Origin of the sequence: Klebsiella ornithinolytica NBRC 105727 = ATCC 31898 (genome assembly GCF_001598295.1) — a bacterium.
Taxonomy (GTDB): domain Bacteria; phylum Pseudomonadota; class Gammaproteobacteria; order Enterobacterales; family Enterobacteriaceae; genus Klebsiella; species Klebsiella ornithinolytica.
The window spans coordinates 85802-106519 of record NZ_BCYR01000005.1 but is presented as its reverse complement, the minus strand read 5'-3'; the positions used below and the strand labels follow the sequence as shown (position 1 = coordinate 106519).

General features: G+C 55.4%; 20 protein-coding genes. 12 read left to right on the top strand and 8 right to left on the bottom strand.

The features are described 5' to 3' along the window. Positions 1-199 precede the first annotated feature (199 nt). From topA to acnA, 4 genes are all read left to right on the top strand, one after another. Positions 200-2797 carry a type I DNA topoisomerase gene (topA, locus tag ROR01S_RS12070; RefSeq protein ID WP_004861033.1) on the top strand — a complete coding sequence of 866 codons (2598 nt, stop codon included), beginning with the start codon at positions 200-202 and terminating at the stop codon, positions 2795-2797. A gap of 327 nt (positions 2798-3124) precedes the next feature. Beyond that, the gene (gene cysB / locus ROR01S_RS12065) at positions 3125-4099 is read left to right on the top strand and encodes an HTH-type transcriptional regulator CysB (RefSeq protein ID WP_004861036.1); all 975 of its coding nucleotides are present in this window, start codon (positions 3125-3127) and stop codon (positions 4097-4099) included. A gap of 244 nt (positions 4100-4343) precedes the next feature. Continuing rightward, on the top strand, positions 4344-4511 hold the full coding sequence (locus ROR01S_RS26130) for a YmiA family putative membrane protein (protein ID WP_004861039.1): 168 nt from the start codon (positions 4344-4346) through the stop codon (positions 4509-4511). 391 nt (positions 4512-4902) lie between these two features. Further along, on the top strand, positions 4903-7575 hold the full coding sequence (acnA, locus tag ROR01S_RS12060; RefSeq protein WP_044349048.1) for an aconitate hydratase AcnA: 2673 nt from the start codon (positions 4903-4905) through the stop codon (positions 7573-7575). 43 nt (positions 7576-7618) lie between these two features. On the opposite strand, the gene ribA is transcribed toward acnA, so the two are convergent. Further along, positions 7619-8209, bottom strand: coding sequence for a GTP cyclohydrolase II (ribA, locus tag ROR01S_RS12055; RefSeq protein ID WP_004861045.1), 591 nt, complete (start codon positions 8207-8209; stop codon positions 7619-7621). Between the two features lie 163 nt (positions 8210-8372). Here ribA and pgpB point away from each other — a divergent pair, with 163 nt between their 5' ends. The 5 genes from pgpB to yciH all read left to right on the top strand — a co-directional run bounded on the left by pgpB (position 8373) and on the right by yciH (position 12014). Next, positions 8373-9140, top strand: a complete 768-nt coding sequence (pgpB, locus tag ROR01S_RS12050) for a phosphatidylglycerophosphatase B (RefSeq protein WP_015584566.1) — start codon at positions 8373-8375, stop codon at positions 9138-9140. A 135-nt stretch (positions 9141-9275) separates the two neighbouring features. After that, on the top strand, positions 9276-9584 hold the full coding sequence (locus tag ROR01S_RS12045) for a LapA family protein (RefSeq protein ID WP_004861050.1): 309 nt from the start codon (positions 9276-9278) through the stop codon (positions 9582-9584). A 6-nt stretch (positions 9585-9590) separates the two neighbouring features. Further along, on the top strand, positions 9591-10760 hold the full coding sequence (lapB, locus tag ROR01S_RS12040; protein WP_004861056.1) for a lipopolysaccharide assembly protein LapB: 1170 nt from the start codon (positions 9591-9593) through the stop codon (positions 10758-10760). A 190-nt stretch (positions 10761-10950) separates the two neighbouring features. Further along, a complete protein-coding gene (gene pyrF / locus ROR01S_RS12035) occupies positions 10951-11688 on the top strand; it encodes an orotidine-5'-phosphate decarboxylase (protein ID WP_004861062.1) in 738 nt (245 codons plus the stop codon). Then, the gene (gene yciH / locus ROR01S_RS12030) at positions 11688-12014 is read left to right on the top strand and encodes a stress response translation initiation inhibitor YciH (RefSeq protein ID WP_004861065.1); all 327 of its coding nucleotides are present in this window, start codon (positions 11688-11690) and stop codon (positions 12012-12014) included. Before pyrF ends, yciH begins: the two co-directional genes overlap by 1 nt. 107 nt (positions 12015-12121) lie before the next feature. Here the strand turns inward: yciH and osmB are convergent, their stop codons facing one another. The 5 genes from osmB to ROR01S_RS12005 all read right to left on the bottom strand — a co-directional run bounded on the left by osmB (position 12122) and on the right by ROR01S_RS12005 (position 17014). Next, positions 12122-12340, bottom strand: a complete 219-nt coding sequence (osmB, locus tag ROR01S_RS12025) for an osmotically-inducible lipoprotein OsmB (protein ID WP_015584565.1) — start codon at positions 12338-12340, stop codon at positions 12122-12124. 304 nt (positions 12341-12644) lie between these two features. Beyond that, positions 12645-13394 carry a DNA-binding transcriptional regulator YciT gene (gene yciT, locus ROR01S_RS12020; RefSeq protein ID WP_004861071.1) on the bottom strand — a complete coding sequence of 250 codons (750 nt, stop codon included), beginning with the start codon at positions 13392-13394 and terminating at the stop codon, positions 12645-12647. A 72-nt stretch (positions 13395-13466) separates the two neighbouring features. Continuing rightward, positions 13467-13649, bottom strand: a complete 183-nt coding sequence (locus ROR01S_RS12015; RefSeq protein ID WP_004861074.1) for a YciZ family protein — start codon at positions 13647-13649, stop codon at positions 13467-13469. Positions 13650-13841: 192 nt separating this feature from the next. Beyond that, positions 13842-15776, bottom strand: coding sequence for an exoribonuclease II (locus ROR01S_RS12010; protein ID WP_064359519.1), 1935 nt, complete (start codon positions 15774-15776; stop codon positions 13842-13844). An 80-nt stretch (positions 15777-15856) separates the two neighbouring features. Beyond that, positions 15857-17014 carry a carboxymuconolactone decarboxylase family protein gene (locus ROR01S_RS12005; protein WP_004861081.1) on the bottom strand — a complete coding sequence of 386 codons (1158 nt, stop codon included), beginning with the start codon at positions 17012-17014 and terminating at the stop codon, positions 15857-15859. Positions 17015-17172: 158 nt separating this feature from the next. On the opposite strand from ROR01S_RS12005, the gene ROR01S_RS26125 reads away from it, so the two are divergent. Continuing rightward, positions 17173-17391 (top strand): hypothetical protein, encoded by a 219-nt coding sequence (locus ROR01S_RS26125; RefSeq protein ID WP_064359518.1) that lies wholly within the window; start codon positions 17173-17175, stop codon positions 17389-17391. Here the strand turns inward: ROR01S_RS26125 and fabI are convergent. Continuing rightward, entirely contained in the window at positions 17354-18142 is a 789-nt protein-coding gene (gene fabI, locus ROR01S_RS11995; protein WP_004861084.1) for an enoyl-ACP reductase FabI, read from the bottom strand. The genes ROR01S_RS26125 and fabI overlap by 38 nt on opposite strands. A 220-nt stretch (positions 18143-18362) precedes the next feature. Next, entirely contained in the window at positions 18363-18911 is a 549-nt protein-coding gene (locus ROR01S_RS11990; RefSeq protein WP_064359517.1) for a HutD/Ves family protein, read from the bottom strand. Positions 18912-19127: 216 nt separating this feature from the next. On the opposite strand from ROR01S_RS11990, the gene ROR01S_RS11985 reads away from it, so the two are divergent. Continuing rightward, the gene (locus tag ROR01S_RS11985) at positions 19128-19985 is read left to right on the top strand and encodes a transporter substrate-binding domain-containing protein (protein WP_015584562.1); all 858 of its coding nucleotides are present in this window, start codon (positions 19128-19130) and stop codon (positions 19983-19985) included. Positions 19986-19997: 12 nt separating this feature from the next. Beyond that, positions 19998-20717 carry an ABC transporter permease gene (locus ROR01S_RS11980; RefSeq protein ID WP_032717294.1) on the top strand — a complete coding sequence of 240 codons (720 nt, stop codon included), beginning with the start codon at positions 19998-20000 and terminating at the stop codon, positions 20715-20717. Position 20718: the final 1 nt, after the last annotated feature.

Below are 20718 nucleotides of genomic sequence, written 5' to 3'. Positions count from 1 at the left end.
GCCAAAAATTCTTCGTGCTATGTCACCTGACGAGCAAAAGTCAGTAAACTCAGCTATCTGGTTTTATGGATGTGAAACTGGACGTGCAAAGGGTTGATATCCATCGACGGCGTCGCAACATTTGACGTACGTCGTCAGCGGATGGTGAATCAAAATGTGCGATGTATTCCTGGATGAATCAAATTAGGTAAAGGTGAATATGGGTAAAGCTCTCGTTATCGTTGAGTCCCCGGCAAAAGCCAAAACGATCAATAAGTATCTGGGTAATGACTACGTGGTGAAATCCAGCGTGGGTCATATCCGCGATTTGCCGACCAGTGGCTCAGCTTCCAAAAAGAGCGCCGACTCTACCTCCACCAAAGGGGCTAAAAAGCCTAAAAAGGATGAACGTAGCGCTCTGGTCAATCGTATGGGTGTAGACCCATGGCATGACTGGGATGCTCAGTATGAAGTACTTCCGGGTAAAGAAAAGGTAGTTTCAGAACTCAAGCAGTTGGCGGAAAAAGCCGACCACATCTATCTCGCAACCGACCTTGACCGCGAAGGGGAAGCCATTGCATGGCACCTGCGGGAAGTGATCGGTGGAGATGAAAAACGCTATAGCCGCGTGGTGTTCAACGAAATCACCAAAAATGCGATCCGTCAGGCTTTTGACAAGCCGGGCGAGCTGAATATCGATCGTGTTAACGCCCAGCAGGCGCGTCGCTTTATGGACCGCGTCGTGGGCTACATGGTTTCCCCGCTGCTGTGGAAAAAAATTGCCCGCGGTCTGTCCGCAGGCCGCGTTCAGTCGGTTGCCGTACGCCTGGTCGTGGAACGTGAACGCGAAATTAAAGCGTTCGTGCCGGAAGAGTTCTGGGAAATCGACGCCAGCACTACCACGCCGGGCGGCGATGCTCTGCCGCTGCAGGTGACGCATAAGCACGACAAGCCGTTCCGTCCGGTTAACCGCGATGAAACTATGGCTGCCGTTGCGCTGCTGGAGAAAGCCAGCTACAGCGTGCTGGAGCGTGAAGACAAACCGACCAGCAGCAAGCCTGGCGCGCCGTTTATTACCTCGACCTTGCAGCAGGCAGCCAGCACTCGCCTGGGCTTTGGGGTGAAGAAAACCATGATGATGGCGCAGCGCCTCTATGAGGCCGGCTACATCACCTATATGCGTACCGATTCAACGAACCTGAGCCAGGATGCGCTGAGCATGGTTCGCGGCTATATCGGCGATAACTTTGGCAAAAAATATCTGCCAGAGAACGCCAACCAGTACGCCAGCAAAGAAAACTCACAGGAAGCGCACGAAGCGATTCGTCCTTCTGACGTGAACGTGATGGCCGAAGATCTTAAAGGGATGGAAGCCGACGCGCTGAAACTGTATCAGCTGATCTGGCGCCAGTTCGTCGCCTGTCAGATGACGCCGGCGCAGTACGATTCCACCACGCTGACCGTCAAAGCCGGCGACTTTAAACTCAAAGCGCGCGGCCGTACCCTGCGGTTTGACGGCTGGACCAAAGTGATGCCGGCGCTGCGTAAAGGCGATGAAGATCGGACGTTACCGGTCGTCAACCAGGGCGAGAGCCTGAGCCTGGTCGAACTGACTCCGGCACAGCACTTTACCAAACCGCCTGCGCGCTTTAGCGAAGCCTCGCTGGTCAAAGAGCTGGAAAAACGTGGTATCGGCCGGCCGTCTACCTATGCGTCGATCATTTCGACCATTCAGGATCGCGGCTACGTGCGGGTGGAAAACCGCCGCTTCTACGCCGAGAAAATGGGTGAGATTGTCACCGATCGCCTGGAAGAGAACTTCCGCGATCTGATGAACTACGATTTTACCGCGCAAATGGAAGATCGCCTCGATCAGGTGGCGAATCATCAGGCCGAGTGGCGTCAGGTACTGGACCACTTCTTCGGTGACTTCACGACTCAGCTGGAAACGGCGGAGAAGGATCCGGAAGAGGGCGGCATGCAGCCGAACCCGATGGTGCTGACCAGCATCGACTGTCCGACCTGCGGTCGCCAGATGGGGATTCGCACGGCCAGCACCGGGGTATTCCTGGGCTGTTCAGGCTATGCGCTGCCGCCGAAAGAACGCTGCAAGACCACCATTAACCTGGTGCCGGAAAACGAAGTGCTCAACGTGCTGGAAGGCGACGATGCCGAAACCAACGCGCTGCGTGCCAAGCGTCGTTGCCAGAAGTGCGGCACGGCGATGGACAGCTACCTTATCGATCCTAAGCGCAAGCTGCACGTATGTGGTAACAACCCGACCTGCGACGGCTATGAGATCGAAGAGGGCGAGTTCCGCATCAAGGGTTACGACGGCCCGGTGGTTGAGTGTGAAAAATGTGGTTCTGAAATGCACCTGAAAATGGGGCGTTTTGGTAAGTACATGGCCTGCACCAACGACGAATGTAAGAATACGCGCAAAATTCTGCGTAACGGCGAAGTCGCTCCGCCGAAGGAAGATCCGGTTCCGTTACCGGAGCTGCCGTGTGAGAAGTCGGACGCCTTTTTCGTCCTGCGTGATGGTGCGGCAGGTGTTTTCCTTGCGGCAAACACCTTCCCGAAATCGCGTGAAACTCGTGCGCCGCTGGTGGAAGAGCTGTACCGCTTCCGCGATCGCCTGCCGGAGAAACTGCGTTATCTGGCCGACGCGCCGCAGCAGGATCCCGAGGGTAACAAAACGCTGGTGCGTTTTAGCCGTAAAACGAAGCAGCAGTACGTCGCGTCAGAGAAAGATGGCAAAGCGACCGGTTGGTCCGCCTTCTATATCGACGGTAAATGGACTGAAGCGAAGAAGTAAGCGTAGTACTCTCTGTGAAGGGCCGCGATGCGGCCCTTTTTCTCACTGATTTCCCTGCCTTATTCGCCATTCTTTGACGCCGGACGGCGGCCTTATAACCAGCTTATTATTTTTCGTTAGTATCTATACACTGTAGATATAAATGATATAGTGGTTATAGCTAATCTCTTTTTTATTATTAAATCGTCTTATACATCATCGTGTTCAGGATGCTTTGTGGCGCCATAACGGCGAGTCGCAGGGACGGCAAACGTGTAGCTTGCCGACAGGCGGCCTGAACGTAAAATGTATGAACGAATTCATTTTACGCGTTAACGGATATCAGCCATGAAACTACAGCAGCTCCGCTACATCGTTGAGGTTGTTAATCATAATCTGAATGTCTCCTCGACTGCCGAAGGCCTGTATACCTCACAGCCCGGTATCAGCAAGCAGGTACGCATGCTGGAAGATGAGCTCGGTATTCAGATTTTCGCCCGCAGCGGCAAACATTTAACTCAGGTGACGCCGGCGGGCCAGGAGATCATCCGCATCGCCCGCGAAGTCCTGTCGAAGGTCGATGCGATTAAGTCGGTCGCAGGGGAACATACCTGGCCCGACAAAGGCTCGCTGTATGTGGCCACCACCCATACTCAGGCCCGCTATGCGCTGCCCGGGGTGATAAAAGGTTTTATTGAGCGCTACCCGCGCGTCTCTTTGCATATGCATCAGGGATCGCCGACGCAAATTGCGGAAGCCGTGTCAAAGGGGAATGCTGATTTCGCCATCGCCACCGAAGCGCTGCATCTCTATGATGATCTGGTCATGCTGCCGTGCTATCACTGGAACCGCTCGATTGTCGTGACGCCTGAACATCCGCTAGCCTCCCGTGGTTCGGTGACGATTGAAGAGCTGGCGCAGTACCCGCTGGTCACCTATACCTTTGGCTTTACCGGCCGCTCCGAGCTGGATACCGCCTTTAACCGCGCCGGGCTGACGCCGCGTATCGTCTTCACCGCCACCGATGCTGACGTTATCAAAACCTACGTCCGTCTTGGCCTTGGCGTTGGGGTTATTGCCAGCATGGCGGTGGATCCGGTCTCCGATCCTGACCTGGTGAAACTTGATGCTAACGGTATTTTCAGCCACAGCACCACGAAGATAGGTTTCCGCCGTAGCACCTTCCTTCGCAGCTATATGTATGATTTTATTCAGCGTTTTGCGCCGCATTTGACGCGAGATGTGGTGGATACCGCGGTGGCTTTGCGTTCGAATGAAGATATTGAGGCAATGTTCAAAGATATTAAACTACCGGAAAAGTGATTCAACCAACAATCTGGCATCCCTGTCGGGGATGCCAATACTTATAATGGCCCCGAATTAAATTTGTAAACCTCGCCTGAATCACAAAAATCGTTATTTCTATTAACACGATTGCAAATATACCCGCTCCGATCAAAATAATAGTTAAAGATAATATCCAGAGGGAAGAATTCACTGGATTAATTCATTAGCTATAATTAAGCTTTAACTGTACCTGATAATTTTAGCGATTGGTGGTGATAAAATGATTAGTGATATCGATTATATGAAGTTGGCGATGTCACAGGAAAGTGACAAAACGGAGATTGATCCTGTGTTGAGGAGCCGCGCCTGGAGTGCCGTGCTCGTTGGGCTGGCGATGTTCTGGAGTATCATCGCGCTCGTAGTCTGTAACGTTTGGATCATCAGCTGAGCGTACATTTTCTGGATGGCTGTATGTGTCATTTTTATGACGGCGAAATCGTGAGAAATTATTTAAGCTAATAACCCGCGGTGACAAGGAGGATATATTTCGCGACACTTTGTGTATAAACAAACATCCCTTCCTGTGAACTAATCGTCAATTAACTGGCGATTAGTTCTTTCTGTACTCATGTACTCGTACAGTTATCCTGCTGCCAGTTCCCCTCTATCAAATTCATTCGATATTTTCTCGTATAATCATTCAGATTTTTTGCTTTAAAACATTTAACCGATTTTAGCAATTTGGGTTGTTATCAAAGTGTTATGCCTGGTATGTGTTATCTTTAATATTAACCCTGAGGAGGATCAGGGCATGCCATCCCTGTGATAAAGGAGGAGCTATGTCGTCAACCCTACGAGCAGCCAGTAAGGATACGCTACAGGTCAAAGATAAAACCTACCACTACTACAGCTTACCGCTGGCCGCTAAAGAACTGGGCGATCTGACCCGTTTGCCCAAATCGCTTAAAGTCCTGCTGGAGAATCTGCTGCGCTGGCAGGACGGTGACTCGGTTACCGCCGAAGATATTCATGCGCTGGCAGGCTGGCTTGAACATGCTCATGCTGACCGGGAAATTGCCTATCGTCCGGCGCGCGTGCTGATGCAGGATTTTACCGGCGTGCCCGCGGTGGTGGATCTTGCGGCAATGCGTGAGGCGGTCAAACGGCTGGGAGGCGATACGGCGAAGGTTAACCCGCTGTCCCCGGTGGACCTGGTTATCGACCATTCGGTCACCGTCGATCGCTTCGGCAATGACGATGCGTTTGAGGAAAACGTGCGTCTTGAGATGGAACGTAACCACGAGCGCTACGTTTTCCTGCGCTGGGGACAGCAGGCGTTCAGCCGCTTCAGCGTCGTGCCGCCGGGTACCGGTATTTGCCACCAGGTTAACCTCGAATACCTTGGCAAAGCGGTCTGGAGTGAAGAGCAAAACGGCGAATGGCTTGCCTGGCCCGACACGCTGGTCGGTACCGATTCGCATACCACGATGATCAACGGCCTGGGCGTACTGGGCTGGGGCGTCGGCGGCATTGAGGCGGAAGCCGCGATGCTGGGCCAGCCGGTCTCGATGCTGATCCCGGATGTGGTGGGCTTTAAACTGAGCGGTAAACTCCGCGAAGGCATTACCGCCACCGATCTCGTGCTCACCGTCACCCAGATGCTGCGGCAGCACGGCGTCGTGGGTAAGTTTGTTGAGTTTTACGGCGATGGCCTGGATTCGCTCCCGCTGGCCGACCGCGCGACCATCGCCAATATGTCGCCTGAGTACGGTGCTACCTGCGGCTTCTTCCCGATTGATGCGGTAACCCTCAGCTATATGCGTCTGAGCGGCCGCAGCGATGAACAGGTGGCGCTGGTGGAGGCCTATGCCAAAGCGCAGGGAATGTGGCGTCAGACGGGCGATGAGCCGGTCTTTACCAGTACGCTGGCGTTAGATATGGGAACTGTCGAAGCGAGTCTCGCCGGGCCAAAACGGCCGCAGGATCGCGTTGCGCTGGGGGATGTCCCGAAAGCCTTTGCCGCCAGCAGCGAGCTGGAGGTCAACCTGACGCAAAAACAGCGCCAGCCGGTCGACTATACGCTGAACGGGCATCGCTATTCGCTACCCGACGGCGCGGTGGCGATTGCCGCCATCACCTCCTGCACCAACACCTCTAACCCCAGCGTGCTCATGGCCGCCGGTCTGCTGGCCAAAAAAGCGGTTGAGCTGGGCCTGAAGCCGCAACCGTGGGTCAAAGCCTCTCTGGCGCCAGGATCTAAAGTGGTGTCCGATTATCTGGCCCACGCCGGGCTGACGCCGTATCTCGATGCGCTGGGGTTCAACCTGGTCGGGTACGGGTGTACCACCTGTATCGGTAACTCCGGCCCGCTGCCGGAACCGATCGAAGAGGCGATCAAGAAAGGGGATTTAACCGTCGGCGCGGTGCTGTCCGGTAACCGTAACTTCGAAGGGCGTATTCATCCGCTGGTGAAAACCAACTGGCTGGCATCACCGCCGCTGGTGGTGGCCTACGCTCTGGCCGGGAACATGAACGTCAATCTGACCCGCGATCCGCTTGGCACCGGCAAAAATGGTCAGCCGGTCTATCTGAAGGATATCTGGCCGAGCGGTCTTGAGATCGCCCAGGCGGTTGAGCAGGTCACGACCGAGATGTTCCACAAAGAGTACGCGGAGGTATTTGAAGGAACGCCTGAATGGAAAGCCATTCACGTCGATCGCTCCGATACTTACGACTGGCAGGAGGATTCGACCTATATCCGTCTGTCGCCATTCTTTGACCAGATGGAGGTTCAGCCTGAGCCGGTGGAAGATATTCACGGCGCGCGTATTCTGGCGATGCTCGGCGATTCGGTCACCACGGACCACATCTCTCCGGCCGGGAGTATCAAGCAGGACAGCCCGGCCGGACGCTATTTGCAGGAACACGGCGTCGCGCGCGCTGATTTTAACTCCTACGGTTCCCGCCGCGGCAACCATGAAGTGATGATGCGCGGGACCTTTGCCAACATCCGTATTCGCAACGAAATGGTGCCGGGCGTGGAAGGTGGGATGACCCGGCACCTGCCGGGCAGCGAGCCGATAGCGATTTATGACGCGGCAATGCGCTATAAAAATGAGGGGATCCCGCTGGCGGTGGTGGCCGGGAAAGAGTACGGCTCAGGCTCCAGTCGCGACTGGGCGGCGAAAGGCCCGCGGTTGCTGGGCGTGCGGGTGGTGATCGCCGAATCATTCGAGCGTATCCACCGTTCCAACCTGATCGGGATGGGGATCCTGCCGCTGGAGTTTCCGCAGGGCGTCACGCGTAAAACGCTGGGGCTGAACGGGGAAGAGCGGATAGATATCAGCAACCTGCAGGCCTTGCAGCCTGGCGCAACGGTTGCGGTGACCCTGACGCGGGCGGACGGTAAACAAGAGGTGATCCTCTGCCGTTGTCGCATCGATACCGCCACCGAACTGACCTACTATCAGAATGACGGTATTCTGCATTATGTGATCCGCAACATGCTGTAAAAAAAAGGGCCAGCAAGCGCTGGCCCTTCATTTTTCTGCCGATTTATTTATTCAACAGATGCCCCATTTTGGCGGCCTTGGTGTCCAGATAGTGGGCGTTTTTCGGGTTGCGCCCGACAATCAGCGGCACGCGCTCAACGATATTGATCCCGGCTTCGCTGAGAATTTCCACTTTTTTCGGGTTGTTGGTCAGCAGACGTACCTGGTCGACGTGGAGCAGTTTGAACATATCTGCGCACAGCGTAAAGTCGCGCTCGTCTGCTGCAAAGCCCAGCTGATGGTTGGCTTCCACGGTGTCATAGCCCTGGTCCTGCAAGGCATAGGCGCGAATTTTATTCAGCAGGCCAATGTTGCGGCCTTCCTGACGATGGTACAACAGGATACCGCGCCCCTCTTCGGCAATATGCGACAGCGCCGCTTCGAGCTGAAAACCGCAATCACAACGCAGACTAAAAAGGGCGTCGCCCGTTAAGCACTCAGAATGTACGCGTGCAAGGACGGGGGACTGGCCCGAAATGTCGCCGAAGACCAGCGCGACATGATCCTGCCCGGTTGCCAGTTCTTCAAATCCCACCATCAGGAAATCGCCCCAGGGGGTTGGCAGTTTGGCTTCTGCCACACGTTTAAGCTGCATGTGATTCTCCAGATTCTGTCAGCACCTGAATGTGCTTTCTGTTTGGCGCTATTTTGCCACAGTGGCGCGACGTTCTCCTAATTACGCACGGCTGCCTGCGCGTAAAGCGCACAAACGTACCACTTTCCGTTATGATAGTCGGAAGAAGAGATAAGGAGATAAGATGCTGTCGATCGCCAGACGAACCGCCATCGGTGCGGCATTGCTTATGATTATGCCCGGGGTGGTGTGGGTCTCCGCCTGGAAGTGGCAGCCAGACCTTCCGCAAGCATGGTTAAAACTGCTCTACTGGGTGACTGAAAGCGTGACCCAGCCGTGGGGCATCATCACCCATACGGTTTTATGCGGCTGGTTTCTGTGGTGTCTGCGTTTTCGTCTGCGCGCCGCCGTGATGCTGTTTGTGATTCTGGGGGCGGCGATTCTGCTGGGGCAGGGCATAAAGTCCTGGATCAAAGAGCAGGTTCAGGAGCCGCGTCCTTTTGTGGTTTGGCTGGAAAAGAGCCGGCAGGTGCCTGTCGATCAATTCTACGCGTTAAAACGCAAAGAACGCGCTAAACTGGTGCATGAGCAGCTGGCGCAAGAGCAGGATATTCCTCGCTTCCTGCGCAAGCACTGGCAGAAAGAGACCGGTTTTGCTTTTCCGTCCGGGCACACGATGTTTGCAGCCAGCTGGGCATTGCTGGGTGTCGGACTGCTGTGGCCGCGGCGACGCTGGGTCACCATCGCCGCGCTGCTGACGTGGGCGACGGCCGTGATGGGCAGCCGGCTGGCGCTTGGCATGCACTGGCCGCAAGATTTGCTGGTCGCCACGCTTATCTCCTGGCTGCTGGTGACGCTGGCCACCTGGCTCACCCAGCGGCTGTGCGGCCCGCTGACGCCGCCGGGAGAAGAGGCGCAGGAGATTAAGACACGGACGATAAATCAGGGATAACGTTGATTTTCGCGCCTGACGGACGCATATCCTGACAGGGTGTCATGCTTTTCCATTTCACCGCTGCAGCGAAAATGATACTTTATAGGGCTGAACGCGGGATTTTTTCGCTCAACCCACAAAACGGGAAGTAGTGTGAAATATTTACTGATTTTCTTACTGGTATTAGCCATCTTCGTCATCTCCGTGACGTTAGGTGCACAGAATGATCAACTGGTCACGTTCAACTATTTGCTCGCGCAGGGTGAATTCCGTATTTCGACGTTGCTGGCAGTGCTCTTTGCCGCAGGGTTTGCTATTGGCTGGCTGATTTGCGGCCTTTTCTGGCTGCGGGTTCGCGTTTCTCTGGTTCGCGCTGAACGTAAAATAAAGCGTCTTGAACATCAGATTGCGCCAACCAACGCCGCGCCGGCCGACGCAGGTGTTCCTGCGGTGAAGGAATAATCATTTATGCTGGAGTTGTTGTTTCTGCTTTTGCCCGTTGCCGCTGCTTACGGATGGTATATGGGGCGCAGAAGTGCACAACAGTCCAAACAGGACGACGCTAACCGCCTGTCGCGTGACTACGTGACCGGGGTGAACTTCCTGCTGAGCAACCAGCAGGATAAAGCGGTGGATCTGTTCCTCGACATGCTGAAAGAGGATACCGGTACCGTTGAGGCCCACCTGACGCTGGGAAACCTGTTCCGCTCCCGTGGCGAGGTTGACCGGGCTATCCGTATTCACCAGAGCCTGATGGAAAGCGCCTCGCTGACCTACGATCAGCGGCTGCTGGCCGTGCAGCAGCTGGGGCGCGACTACATGGCCGCCGGTCTCTACGATCGCGCGGAAGATATGTTCAAGCAGCTGGTGGATGAAACCGATTTTCGCCTCAGCGCGCTGCAGCAGCTGCTGCAAATTTATCAGGCCACCAGCGACTGGCAGTCCGCCATTGATGTTGCCGAGCGTTTAGTGAAGCTGGGCAAAGAAAAACACCGGGGCGATATTGCCAACTTCTGGTGCGAGCTCGCGCTGCAGCAGATGGCGAACAGCGATATGGATAAAGCGATGTCGCTGCTGAAAAAAGGGGCCTCGGCTGACCGCAACAGCGCCCGCGTGTCGATTATGATGGGTCGGGTATGGATGGAAAAGGGCGATTACGCGAAAGCGGTAGAGAGCCTGGAACGGGTCATCAATCAGGATAAAGAGCTGGTGGGTGAAACGCTCGAGATGCTGCAGACCTGCTATCAGCAACTGGGTAAACCCGATGAATGGGAGCTCTTCCTGCGCCGCTGCGTCGATGAAAACACCGGGGCAACCGCGGAGCTGATGCTGGCGCAAATTCTCGAACAGCGCGAAGGCGTGGAGGCTGCGCAGAGCTATGTTACCCGTCAGCTGGAGCGTCATCCGACGATGCGGGTCTTCCATAAGCTGATGGACTACCACCTTAATGAAGCCGAAGAGGGGCGCGCGAAGGAGAGCCTTGGCGTTCTGCGCAATATGGTGGGGGAGCAGGTCCGCAGTAAACCGCGCTACCGCTGTCAAAAGTGCGGCTTCACCGCCCACACTCTGTACTGGCACTGCCCGTCCTGCCGTTCGTGGTCAACGATTAAACCGATCCGCGGCCTCGACGGACAATAGTTTTTAAAACATCGCATTTTAGTTACAACATACTTATCGGTTTTTAGCGTTTGCCCGCTTTAACGCCAGCGCTGCCATCGTCCGCCAGGCGGTAAAAGCAGCCTGTCAATTTCCCTTCATCGCAGGTAGAATGCTGCCCGTTTACCTTTTTTGCGCCAAAACGGCGCCCATCAACAATTAAGGTCTGGTCATGACGTCTACTGCTTCATCTTCGCCTCGCGTTGTCACATCCTCTCCCGTTGTTGTTGCGCTCGATTATGATAACCGCGACAAAGCGCTGGCCTTTGTTGACCGCATTGATCCACGCGACTGCCGCCTGAAGGTGGGCAAGGAGATGTTTACGCTGCTCGGGCCACAGTTTGTTCGCGACTTGCATCAGCGTGGTTTTGAGGTCTTCCTTGACCTGAAATTTCATGATATCCCGAACACCACCGCGCGGGCGGTAGCCGCTGCGGCAGAGCTGGGTGTCTGGATGGTCAATGTTCATGCCTCTGGCGGTGCGCGAATGATGACCGCGGCACGTGAAGCGTTGCTCCCGTTTGGCCAGGATGCGCCGCTGTTGATTGCCGTGACCGTCCTGACCAGCATGGAAGCCAGCGATCTCCAGGATCTGGGTATTACGCTTTCTCCCGCCGATCATGCGGCAAAACTGGCGGCATTAACGCAGCGCTGCGGACTGGACGGCGTGGTCTGTTCTGCGCAGGAAGCGGCTCGCTTCAAGCAGGAGCTGGGGCAGGCCTTTAAGCTGGTGACGCCCGGCATCCGCCCGCAGGGCAGCGATGCCGGAGACCAGCGCCGCATCATGACGCCGGAACAGGCGCAGGCAGCTGGCGTAGACTACATGGTGATTGGTCGTCCGGTGACTCAGTCTGCGGATCCGGCGGCGACCTTACGCAGTATCAATGCGTCACTGAATAAGGGGGCATAATGACCGATTCTAATAGTCGTCTGGTGTACTCGACGGAAAGCGGCCGTATTGACGAACCCAGGGCGGTGGTTGAGCGGCCTAAAGGCGATGGCGTGGTGCGCATTCAGCGTCAGACCAGCGGCCGCAAGGGGAAGGGCGTATGTCTGATCGCCGGTATTGACCTGGATGATGATGCGCTGACAAAACTGGCCGCTGAGCTGAAAAAGAAGTGCGGCTGCGGCGGGTCGGTGAAAGATGGCGTGATTGAAATTCAGGGCGATAAGCGCGATTTGCTCAAATCACTGCTGGAAGCCAAAGGCATGAAAGTTAAGCTGGCCGGCGGTTAATAAACAACAAGGCCACGGTAAATGCCGTGGCCTTGATTCTTTGCCGGTGCGTAAGTCTGTAAGTCTACCGATGCGGATTATTTTTTATCGTTGATCCGGTTCAGGCCTTATTTACCAACCTGGTGACCGATAATCCCGCCAACCGCTGCGCCGCCCAGGGTCCCCAGCGCGCTGCCATCGGTTAATACTGCGCCGCCGAGTGCGCCCGCGCCTGCACCGATTGCGGTATTACGATCGCGTTTAGACCAGTTGGAACATGCGCTCAGAGACATTACTACGGTAACGGCCAGCACAGCTGCAGCCATTTTTTTGCTCATTGAAGTCATCATAATTTTCTCCTGAATAATCTATTCATGGATACAACTTCCTTAAAGCATAGCGTGATGCCGGGTTTTAAGGGCTATTCCATGAAACTTAAGTTGCGCAGGTGTTACTTTAATCACGCGGGTGATAGTCACTTCCTGTTATATCGCTAACATTAATTCTACTTTTTTTAAATTTTACCGGCAGGTAAAAACTCTTAATTGCGGGCTCGGAAAACTCTCAGACAGGGAGTCATGCGGTCTGCGCCCACATGAGTGGGCGGCGGGGGAAGAAAAACGCAGGGCGAAAAAGAGAGTCGGGATGAGTTCAGGAAAAACTGACAATATCGACGGTGAGCCCGCTTTCTGTCAGCTGCTGGCGCGCATCATCGTGCAGACTGCTGTCGGTAATGATGCGGCTAAAACGCGCTACCGGACCGAGCGGATAAGGGTGCACGACGCTGAACTTCGAACTGTCGCTCAGGACAATCGCCTCACAGCCCTTTTCAAGGACGGCATTGACTACATCCGCACGCATCATATCCTTGCCGGTAAACCCGGTTTCCGGCTGCCAGCCATCGATGCCAATAAACGCTTTGCTGAAGTGGACCTGCTGAATAAACTGCCGCGTGAGCGGACCGACCATACTTTCGCTGCGCTTCTGGTAGATTCCACCGAGCAGAATGACCTCCCCGGGTGTCTCTTTAAGCAGATGCGCAATATAGCTGCTCACGGTGATGATGGTAATATCGCCGCGCTCGGCAAGCGTACGGGCGAGGAGGGCGTTGCAGCTGCCGTTTTCGATAAATACCGTCTCACCGGCGTTGACCAGCTCCGCGGCGCGCGTAGCCAGTTCACGTTTGATCGAGAAATGGGTCATCATACGGGTTTCGACATCTTCGCTATCCAGCGGTACGGCGAAACCATGAGTCCGGCGCAGATAGCTCTGCTTTTCCAGTAAATTCAAATCCTGACGAATCGTGACTTCAGAGACACCGGTCATTTTCGCGAGATCGGCCACGCTCATGCGGCCTTTATCGATGACCGTTTGCAAAATACTTTGTTGTCGGGCGTTCATAGCAACATCACAGTTAGGGGACTATTTTGGCTGACAATCGACATCATTGATCGATTGTGGCGATGTGGGCGATCAGATTTCCCAGGGCGCTTTAGGTTGGCCGGGTTTCGCTTCAGGCTCATCGGCAGAAAGCGCCTGAAGCTCCGCTTTGAGGATCTCCAGATTATGAATCGCAGAGTGATAATCTCCGGCAACCAGAATATCCAGCACGGTATCGATACGTTGGGCGAGCAGGCGGGCATTCAGATCAGACATAGCATTATCCTGGTTACAAAAACGAATGAAATCAATGATGCTAAAAACAGATGAAAAAGAGAAGAGAAAAAAACGCACAACGTAAATCATCTGCGATAGATAGTCAGGAAAACGAGGAAAAACGGGACAATATCAGACAACGCGGGGAAAAAATAAGCGGCCCCCGATAACGGGAGCCGCTGACGACGGCTATCAGGCGAACGGACGCGCGATGACGCTGCGGGTTTCCATACGGACTTCGGCAATCTTGACGTCGATAACGTCAGTCACTTTGTAGACGGTTTCGCCTTTGATCTGCACGGTACCGTTTTCCTGGCTACAGACCAGCTCATCACGAACGGCGTGCAGGAACGGTGCCGGGATAAAGGCGACGGCGCCGTTATCCACCAGGCGAACGCGCATCCCGCCGCGGCTGATATCGATAATTTCCGCGGCATAGCGCGTATCGGTACCGGCCTGCGGGCTCAGATAACGGGCGTACAGCCAGTCACCAACATCGCGTTCGGCCATGCGGTTCAGGCGACGGCGCTCGGCCATCTGTACGGCAATCTCATCTTGCGGACGCGTTGCCGTTTCACCTTTGATGATCGCTTTCAGCAGGCGATGGTTAATCATGTCGCCATATTTACGAATCGGTGAGGTCCAGGTGGCATAGGCTTCAAGGCCAAGGCCAAAGTGCGGACCCGGTTCGGTGCTGATTTCCGCGTAGGACTGGAAGCGACGAATGCGGCTGTCGAGGAAACCCGACGGCTGGGCATCAAGCTCGCGACGCAGTTTGCAGAAACCCTCGAGGGTCAGCACTTCAACCGGATCAACGTGGACGTCGTGAGTCTTCAGCAACGTTGCCAGCTGTTCGGTGTTGGCCGGATCAAAGCCGGTATGCACGTTATAAACACCAAAGCCCAGCTTGTCGCGCAGAACGCGGGCCGCGCAGATGTTTGCCGCAATCATTGATTCTTCGACAATGCGGTTAGCGATGCGGCGCGGTTCGGCAACGATATCCAGCACCTCGCCTTTCTCACCCAGCACGAAACGGTAGTCAGGACGGTCCTTGAATACCAGCGCATGGGTTTTACGCCATTCGCTGCGGCGCAGGCAGACATCCTGCAGCAGTTTGATCTGCTGAGCGATAGACTCGCTCTCAGGCTGCCAGCTGCCGGTATTTTCCAGCCAGTCGGAGACGTTGTCGTAGGCCAGCTTGGCTTTTGACTCAATAGTCGCGGCGAAGAATTCGATATCGTCTTCAATCGTGCCGTCAGCCGTCAGGATCATGCGGCAGGCGAGGACCGGACGCACTTCGTTGGCGCGCAGAGAGCACAGGTCGTCAGACAGCTCGCGCGGCAACATCGGGATGTTAAAGCCCGGCAGATAGTTGGTGAAGGCGCGAATTTTTGCCGCTTTGTCCAGTTTGCTGCCTTCGGCAATCCAGGCGGTCGGATCGGCGATAGCGACGGTCAAATGCAGCTTGCCGTCGGCGGCGGCTTCGACATACAGCGCATCGTCCATATCTTCGGTGCTGGCGCTGTCGATGGTGACGAAGTCCAGCGCCGTTAAGTCACGACGTTCCAGACCTTCATCCAGCAATTCGGTCGCCACGCCGTCCGGGGCTTCTTTTTCCAGATTGTGGCGAGCCAGCGTGACCCACCACGGAACGAAATGATCGTCGCTGAAGGTAATAAACTGGGTTAATTCGGCATAAAAACCGCGGTCGCCTTTCAGCGGATGACGGCGCATTTCAGCAACGGCCCAGTCACCCTCTTTAAAATCATGGCCCACGCTACGGTCGGCGCGGCAGGGAATAGCGTCTTTCAGCAGCGGATGATCGGGAACGATGGACAGTCGGTCATCTTTCTTATGCACTTTACCGACGAAACGGGTCAGGAAAGGTTCAATCAACTCTTCCGGCTCGGCGCTTTCACGTTCTTTTTCAGTGTGGATCACGGCGCTGATACGGTCGCCATGCATCACTTTTTTCATTTGCGGCGGCGGAATAAAGTAGCTTTTCTGCGCATCAACTTCGAGGAAGCCAAAACCTTTTTCCGTCCCCTTCACGACCCCTTCAACACGAGGAGTCTGGGAATGCAGTTGCTGTTTAAGCTGCGCTAGCAGCGGGTTGTCCTGAAACATAATTAGGTATTTTCGTGGCTAAAAGAGCGGCTGACATTTTTACGCGATAATGCCTGTTGCAGCAAGCGATGTTTGGCATTTTACGTCTGTTGACGAACGATGCCGAGGGCGATTTTCAGACGATTCATCCAACCACACGCACCGCTCCACGCCAGAATATCGATAATCTGCGCATGGGAAAGCCCCTGTTCAGCGAGGGGCGTTAATTGCGCCGCGCTGAAACGGTCGGGCGCCCGGGTCAAAAGCTGTACCGCCTGCAAGATGACGCGCTCGGTGGGATGGCTTGGTTCCCAGGCTTCTGGCGTACGCTCATCGTGGCGTAATGCATCAGCAAGCTGCGGGGAAACGGATCCGCTTTCGGCCCAGGCGTTAAAACAGCTGGCGCTACCGTTGATGCGCGCGGTCATCAGCGCCACCAGCGAAGCAAAAGGCTGATTTACGCTTAATTGGGTGAGTAATTGATGCTGGGCTTTGAGTATTGTTTCGTGGGCTGCAAGCAGCGGCGCCAGCCCGGACAGGCCAGGATGCGGTAGCCAGTCGGCCAGCAGCACCTGGCGTTCGTCATTGGCATAGCGAAGATCGGTATCGTTGATGTCGGGTGTCCAGGTCAGCTGACCGATCGTAAAATCGTCTGCCGGCGCATCTTCCTGCTGCGGCATTCCCGGCATCCAGCGCACCGGAAAGCCGAGGCCGGCGTGAAACGCGGCAATTGCGCGCGCCTGGAAACCGACGAAACCGACAATCTGATTAATGAGGATCATATCGCGGCTGGTTAACCCGACCTCATCCAGCTGGCTGCGGGAAAGGGTGTTAATGACCGAAGGCGAACCGGCCAGCTGGCGGGCATATTGGGTCATTTGCGCCAGTCGGCGATTGCTCTCACGTGAAGAGTCCGGTCCCGGCAGCGGCGCCAGCCGGGCGGCATAGTGATTACACAGTCGCTGCACGCCATACACCTGAGCGACGGTCAGCGCGGTGCTCAGTCGGTCATAAGCGCTAACGGTTTGTAAGCGATTGACGACGACGGAGGCAGGGAAGAGCGCGTCGGCCAGACATCGCGCTGGCGTCAGCCAGCCCGCATGGGCGTGAAGCCACTCTTCCGGTAACGTCAGATCGAGTAAAAAGCGATCTTCGACATGGGCGGCTTCAGGGACGAGCGGCAGCACATCCACCGGGCAGATTGTTGACTGGGTTTCATGATACCAGTGGTTTTTGCCATACACGCGGCGTTGCTCCATGGGCGTTCCTTGATCGGTATGTGGCGAGCCGCACTTCCGTCGGCCATATATGCATAACTATCCTGGCGTAACCCTGGAGCGGGAGAAAATATTGATACGTGCTAACAAATAGCTGTTTGGAATAACAGGGGTGAATGTAGGTTTCTGGAATGCAGGGAATGCAGGGAATGCAGGGAATGCAGGGAATGCAGGGAATGCAGGGAATGCAGGGAATGCAGGAAATGCAGGAAATGCAGGAAATGCAGGAAATGCAGGAAATGCAGGAAATGCAGGAAATGCAGGGAAGAACGGGATGCCGCGAAGGCAATCCCTCCTCACAGGGTGAGGAGGGAAAGGAACTTATTTCAGTTCCAGCTCGTTCATTGCCGCGATGCTGAAACCGCCATCGACGTGAACGACTTCACCGGAGATACCGGCAGACAGGTCGGAGCACAGGAAGGCTGCGCTGTTACCCACGTCTTCGATAGTCACGGTACGGCGAATCGGGGTAACCGCTTCGCAATGCGCCAGCATTTTACGGAAATCTTTAATGCCGGACGCTGCCAGCGTACGGATTGGACCCGCAGAGATGGCGTTAACGCGCACGCCTTCCGGACCCATCGCGTTTGCCATGTAGCGCACGTTCGCTTCCAGAGACGCTTTTGCCAGACCCATAACGTTGTAGTTAGGAATCGCACGCTCTGCGCCCAGATAGGAGAGCGTCAGCAGCGCGGAACCCGGGTTCAGCATACCGCGGCAGGCTTTCGCCATCGCCACGAAGCTGTAGGCGCTGATATCGTGAGCGATTTTGAAACCTTCGCGGGTGACCGCGTTGACGTAGTCGCCGTCCAGCTGGTCAGCCGGTGCGAAACCGATTGAGTGAACGAAGCCGTCAAATTTCGGCCAGACTTTAGTCAGTTCAGCGAACAGAGAGTCGATGCTCTCATCTTCAGCCACGTCGCACGGCAGTACGATGTCAGAACCCAGTGCCGCGGCAAATTCTTCCACACGACCTTTCAGTTTTTCGTTCTGATAGGTGAACGCCAGTTCAGCCCCTTCACGGTGCATTGCTTGCGCAATACCGTAGGCGATGGACAGTTTGCTGGCAACGCCAGTGACCAGAATGCGCTTACCGGAAAGAAAACCCATAGCTTTAATCCTTATCGTTATTGCTTATTTTTACTTTAACAATCATGGGGTTAAGGTTGTTATTTCAAAATAACTCAAATTTAGCCGAGAATTATATCCCACTGACGACCCCTTGTGTCACGATATTTTCGTGCCTTAACACGTAATGACGACCAGACACACTCCAGTATATCACCGGATATCAGGCTCGTTTTACGCCTCTTGCCCGGCGTTGTGCGGGCTAACGACGAGTTATACCGGTCAGCAAAAGCCGGGCATCAGGCGAGAGTGGAATCAGGGCCCCGGGCGACTGGCTCTGCCACCAGAGCCCTGAGCGCGCGTCATAGCGTTCGCCGGCAAGCTGCCAGCATCCCTGAAGTACCCAGGCGATGCCTTCGTTACCGGGATGCTGTTCACCGGAGACCACGCTGACCTGCGCAGCCGCGCGGGTGCGTTGCGTCATAATGTTAAAATCCAGCCCCGGTGCGGAAATGCTTTCGCTACCCAGCGCCCATTCGCCGGAAAATGCCCACGGCTCCCAGTGTCTCAGATGATGATGAATCCCCTCGCCGCGAAGCCAGAGCGGCTGGCCCTCAATTAAGGTAATGACCCGGTCAATGCCGCTGAACCGGGAAAACGGTCCGTCGTGCTCCAGCGTGGCAATACTGGCTCGCCACAGAAACGGGGCATCGGCGTCAGGCGAGGGCACGCTGACAATTTCGCGGGTTTCGCCGCCGCCGTTTTTCCACGGAGTCCTCGGCAGGGAAGAGAAGTTAAAGGGAGTTATCATCGCAGTTTCACCATCGCCTTGTCGCTTTGTGTAAAGTTTTAGCTACACGCAATTTTCAATTCGATTACAAATTATTTACAGTGCAGCTCACAAATCCATCATCAGGAGGGTGTGCTGATTTGTCAATGCTTGTATATACATGCTCTGTCATCTGAATTTTACGTCCGGCTGGCACCGCCAGAGCGGCATGACTTAAATGAAATCAGGAGAATTATCATGAAGCAGAGCATCACTTTTCGCCAGGTCTGTCTGACAACCCTGTTTTCAGGACTTTTGCTCTGCGGCAGTACGGTCAATGCCAAAGAGTGGAAGTCCATCACCATCGCAACGGAAGGGGGTTATGAACCCTGGAACCTGACGCTGCCGGGCGGCAAGCTCAGCGGCTTCGAACCAGAACTGATGGCTAATCTCTGCCAGCGCATGGGCATTGAGTGCAAGCTGGTGGTGCAAAACTGGGACGGGATGATCGCCGGACTCAACGCCGGGAAATACGATGTGATTATGGACGCCATCGTCATCACCCCGGAAAGAAAACAGGTGGTCTCCTTCACGGTCCCCTATGCCGCAACACCGGCGTCATTTATCGCGGTAAAAGGCACGTTGCTGCCGCCGGCGACCGGAGCCAACCACACCATCAAGCTTAACGATGATGAAAAAGAGATTCAGGCGGCGATTGCGCCATTAAAAGCGGCCCTGAAAGGAAAAACGATCGGTATCGCTTCCGGCACCGTTTATACCCCGTTCATCGACAAATACTTCAAAGATGTGGCCGATATTCGTGAATACAGCAATTCAGCGGACGCTATTTTGGATCTCCAGGCCGAACGTATTGATGCCGTCTTCGACGATATTACCTTCGCCAACACCACCCTTGCGCGTCCGGAAAACAGCAACCTCAACTTCAGCGGCCCGCAGCTGAGCGGCCCCATCTGGGGCGAGGGCGAAGCGATGGGCGTTCGTCACGCTGATGTCGATTTAAAAGCGAAGCTGGATACCGCGATTCAGGCCGCGCTGGCGGACGGAACGGTGAAAAAGCTGAGCGAAAAATGGTTTAAAAGCGATGTCACGCCATAAGTGAGGTTGAAGATGCTTAGTCTGCTGAGTTTTGGTGAGAACGGTTGGGGAACGCTCATCCTGAGCGCGACGCTGACCACGCTGCTGCTGTCTCTCGCCGCGTTAGCGGTCGGCGCCGTGGTCGGCGGCATGATTGCCGCAGCAAAGCTGTCGCCGCACGCCCCCGTGCGCTGGTTCGGCTCCGCCTATTCGGTGGTATTCCGCGGCATTCCTGAGCTGCTGGTCATTTACCTGTTCTATTTTGGCGGGTCTGGACTGGTCTCGGCGATTGGTCAGCTGTTTGGCGCCGACGGCTTTATCGAGGTCCCGCCGTTTCTGATTGGCTCGCTGGCTATCGGCTTAATTTCCGCCTCTTATCAGGCTGAAGTTTACCGCGCGGCGCGCCTGGCGCTGATGCCCGGTGAAGTCGAGGCGGCATCGGCAATCGGCATGCCGCGCTGGCGGATTTTTCAGCGCATCATGCTGCCGCAGATTGCCCGCTATTCGCTGCCTGGGTTGTCAAACGTCTGGCAGATGAGCCTTAAAGATTCGGCGCTGGTCTCGGTGACGGGGATTGCGGAGCTAATGCGCGCCAGCCAGATCGCCGCTGGCTCCACCCGCGAATACTTCCTGTTCTATGTGATTGGCGGCGGCTGCTACCTGATACTCACCCTGGTGTCCAACCGGGCGTTTATTCGGGCGGAACTTCGCCTGAATCGCGCCTGGCTGCGCCGTACCGCGGCTCAGGCTTAAG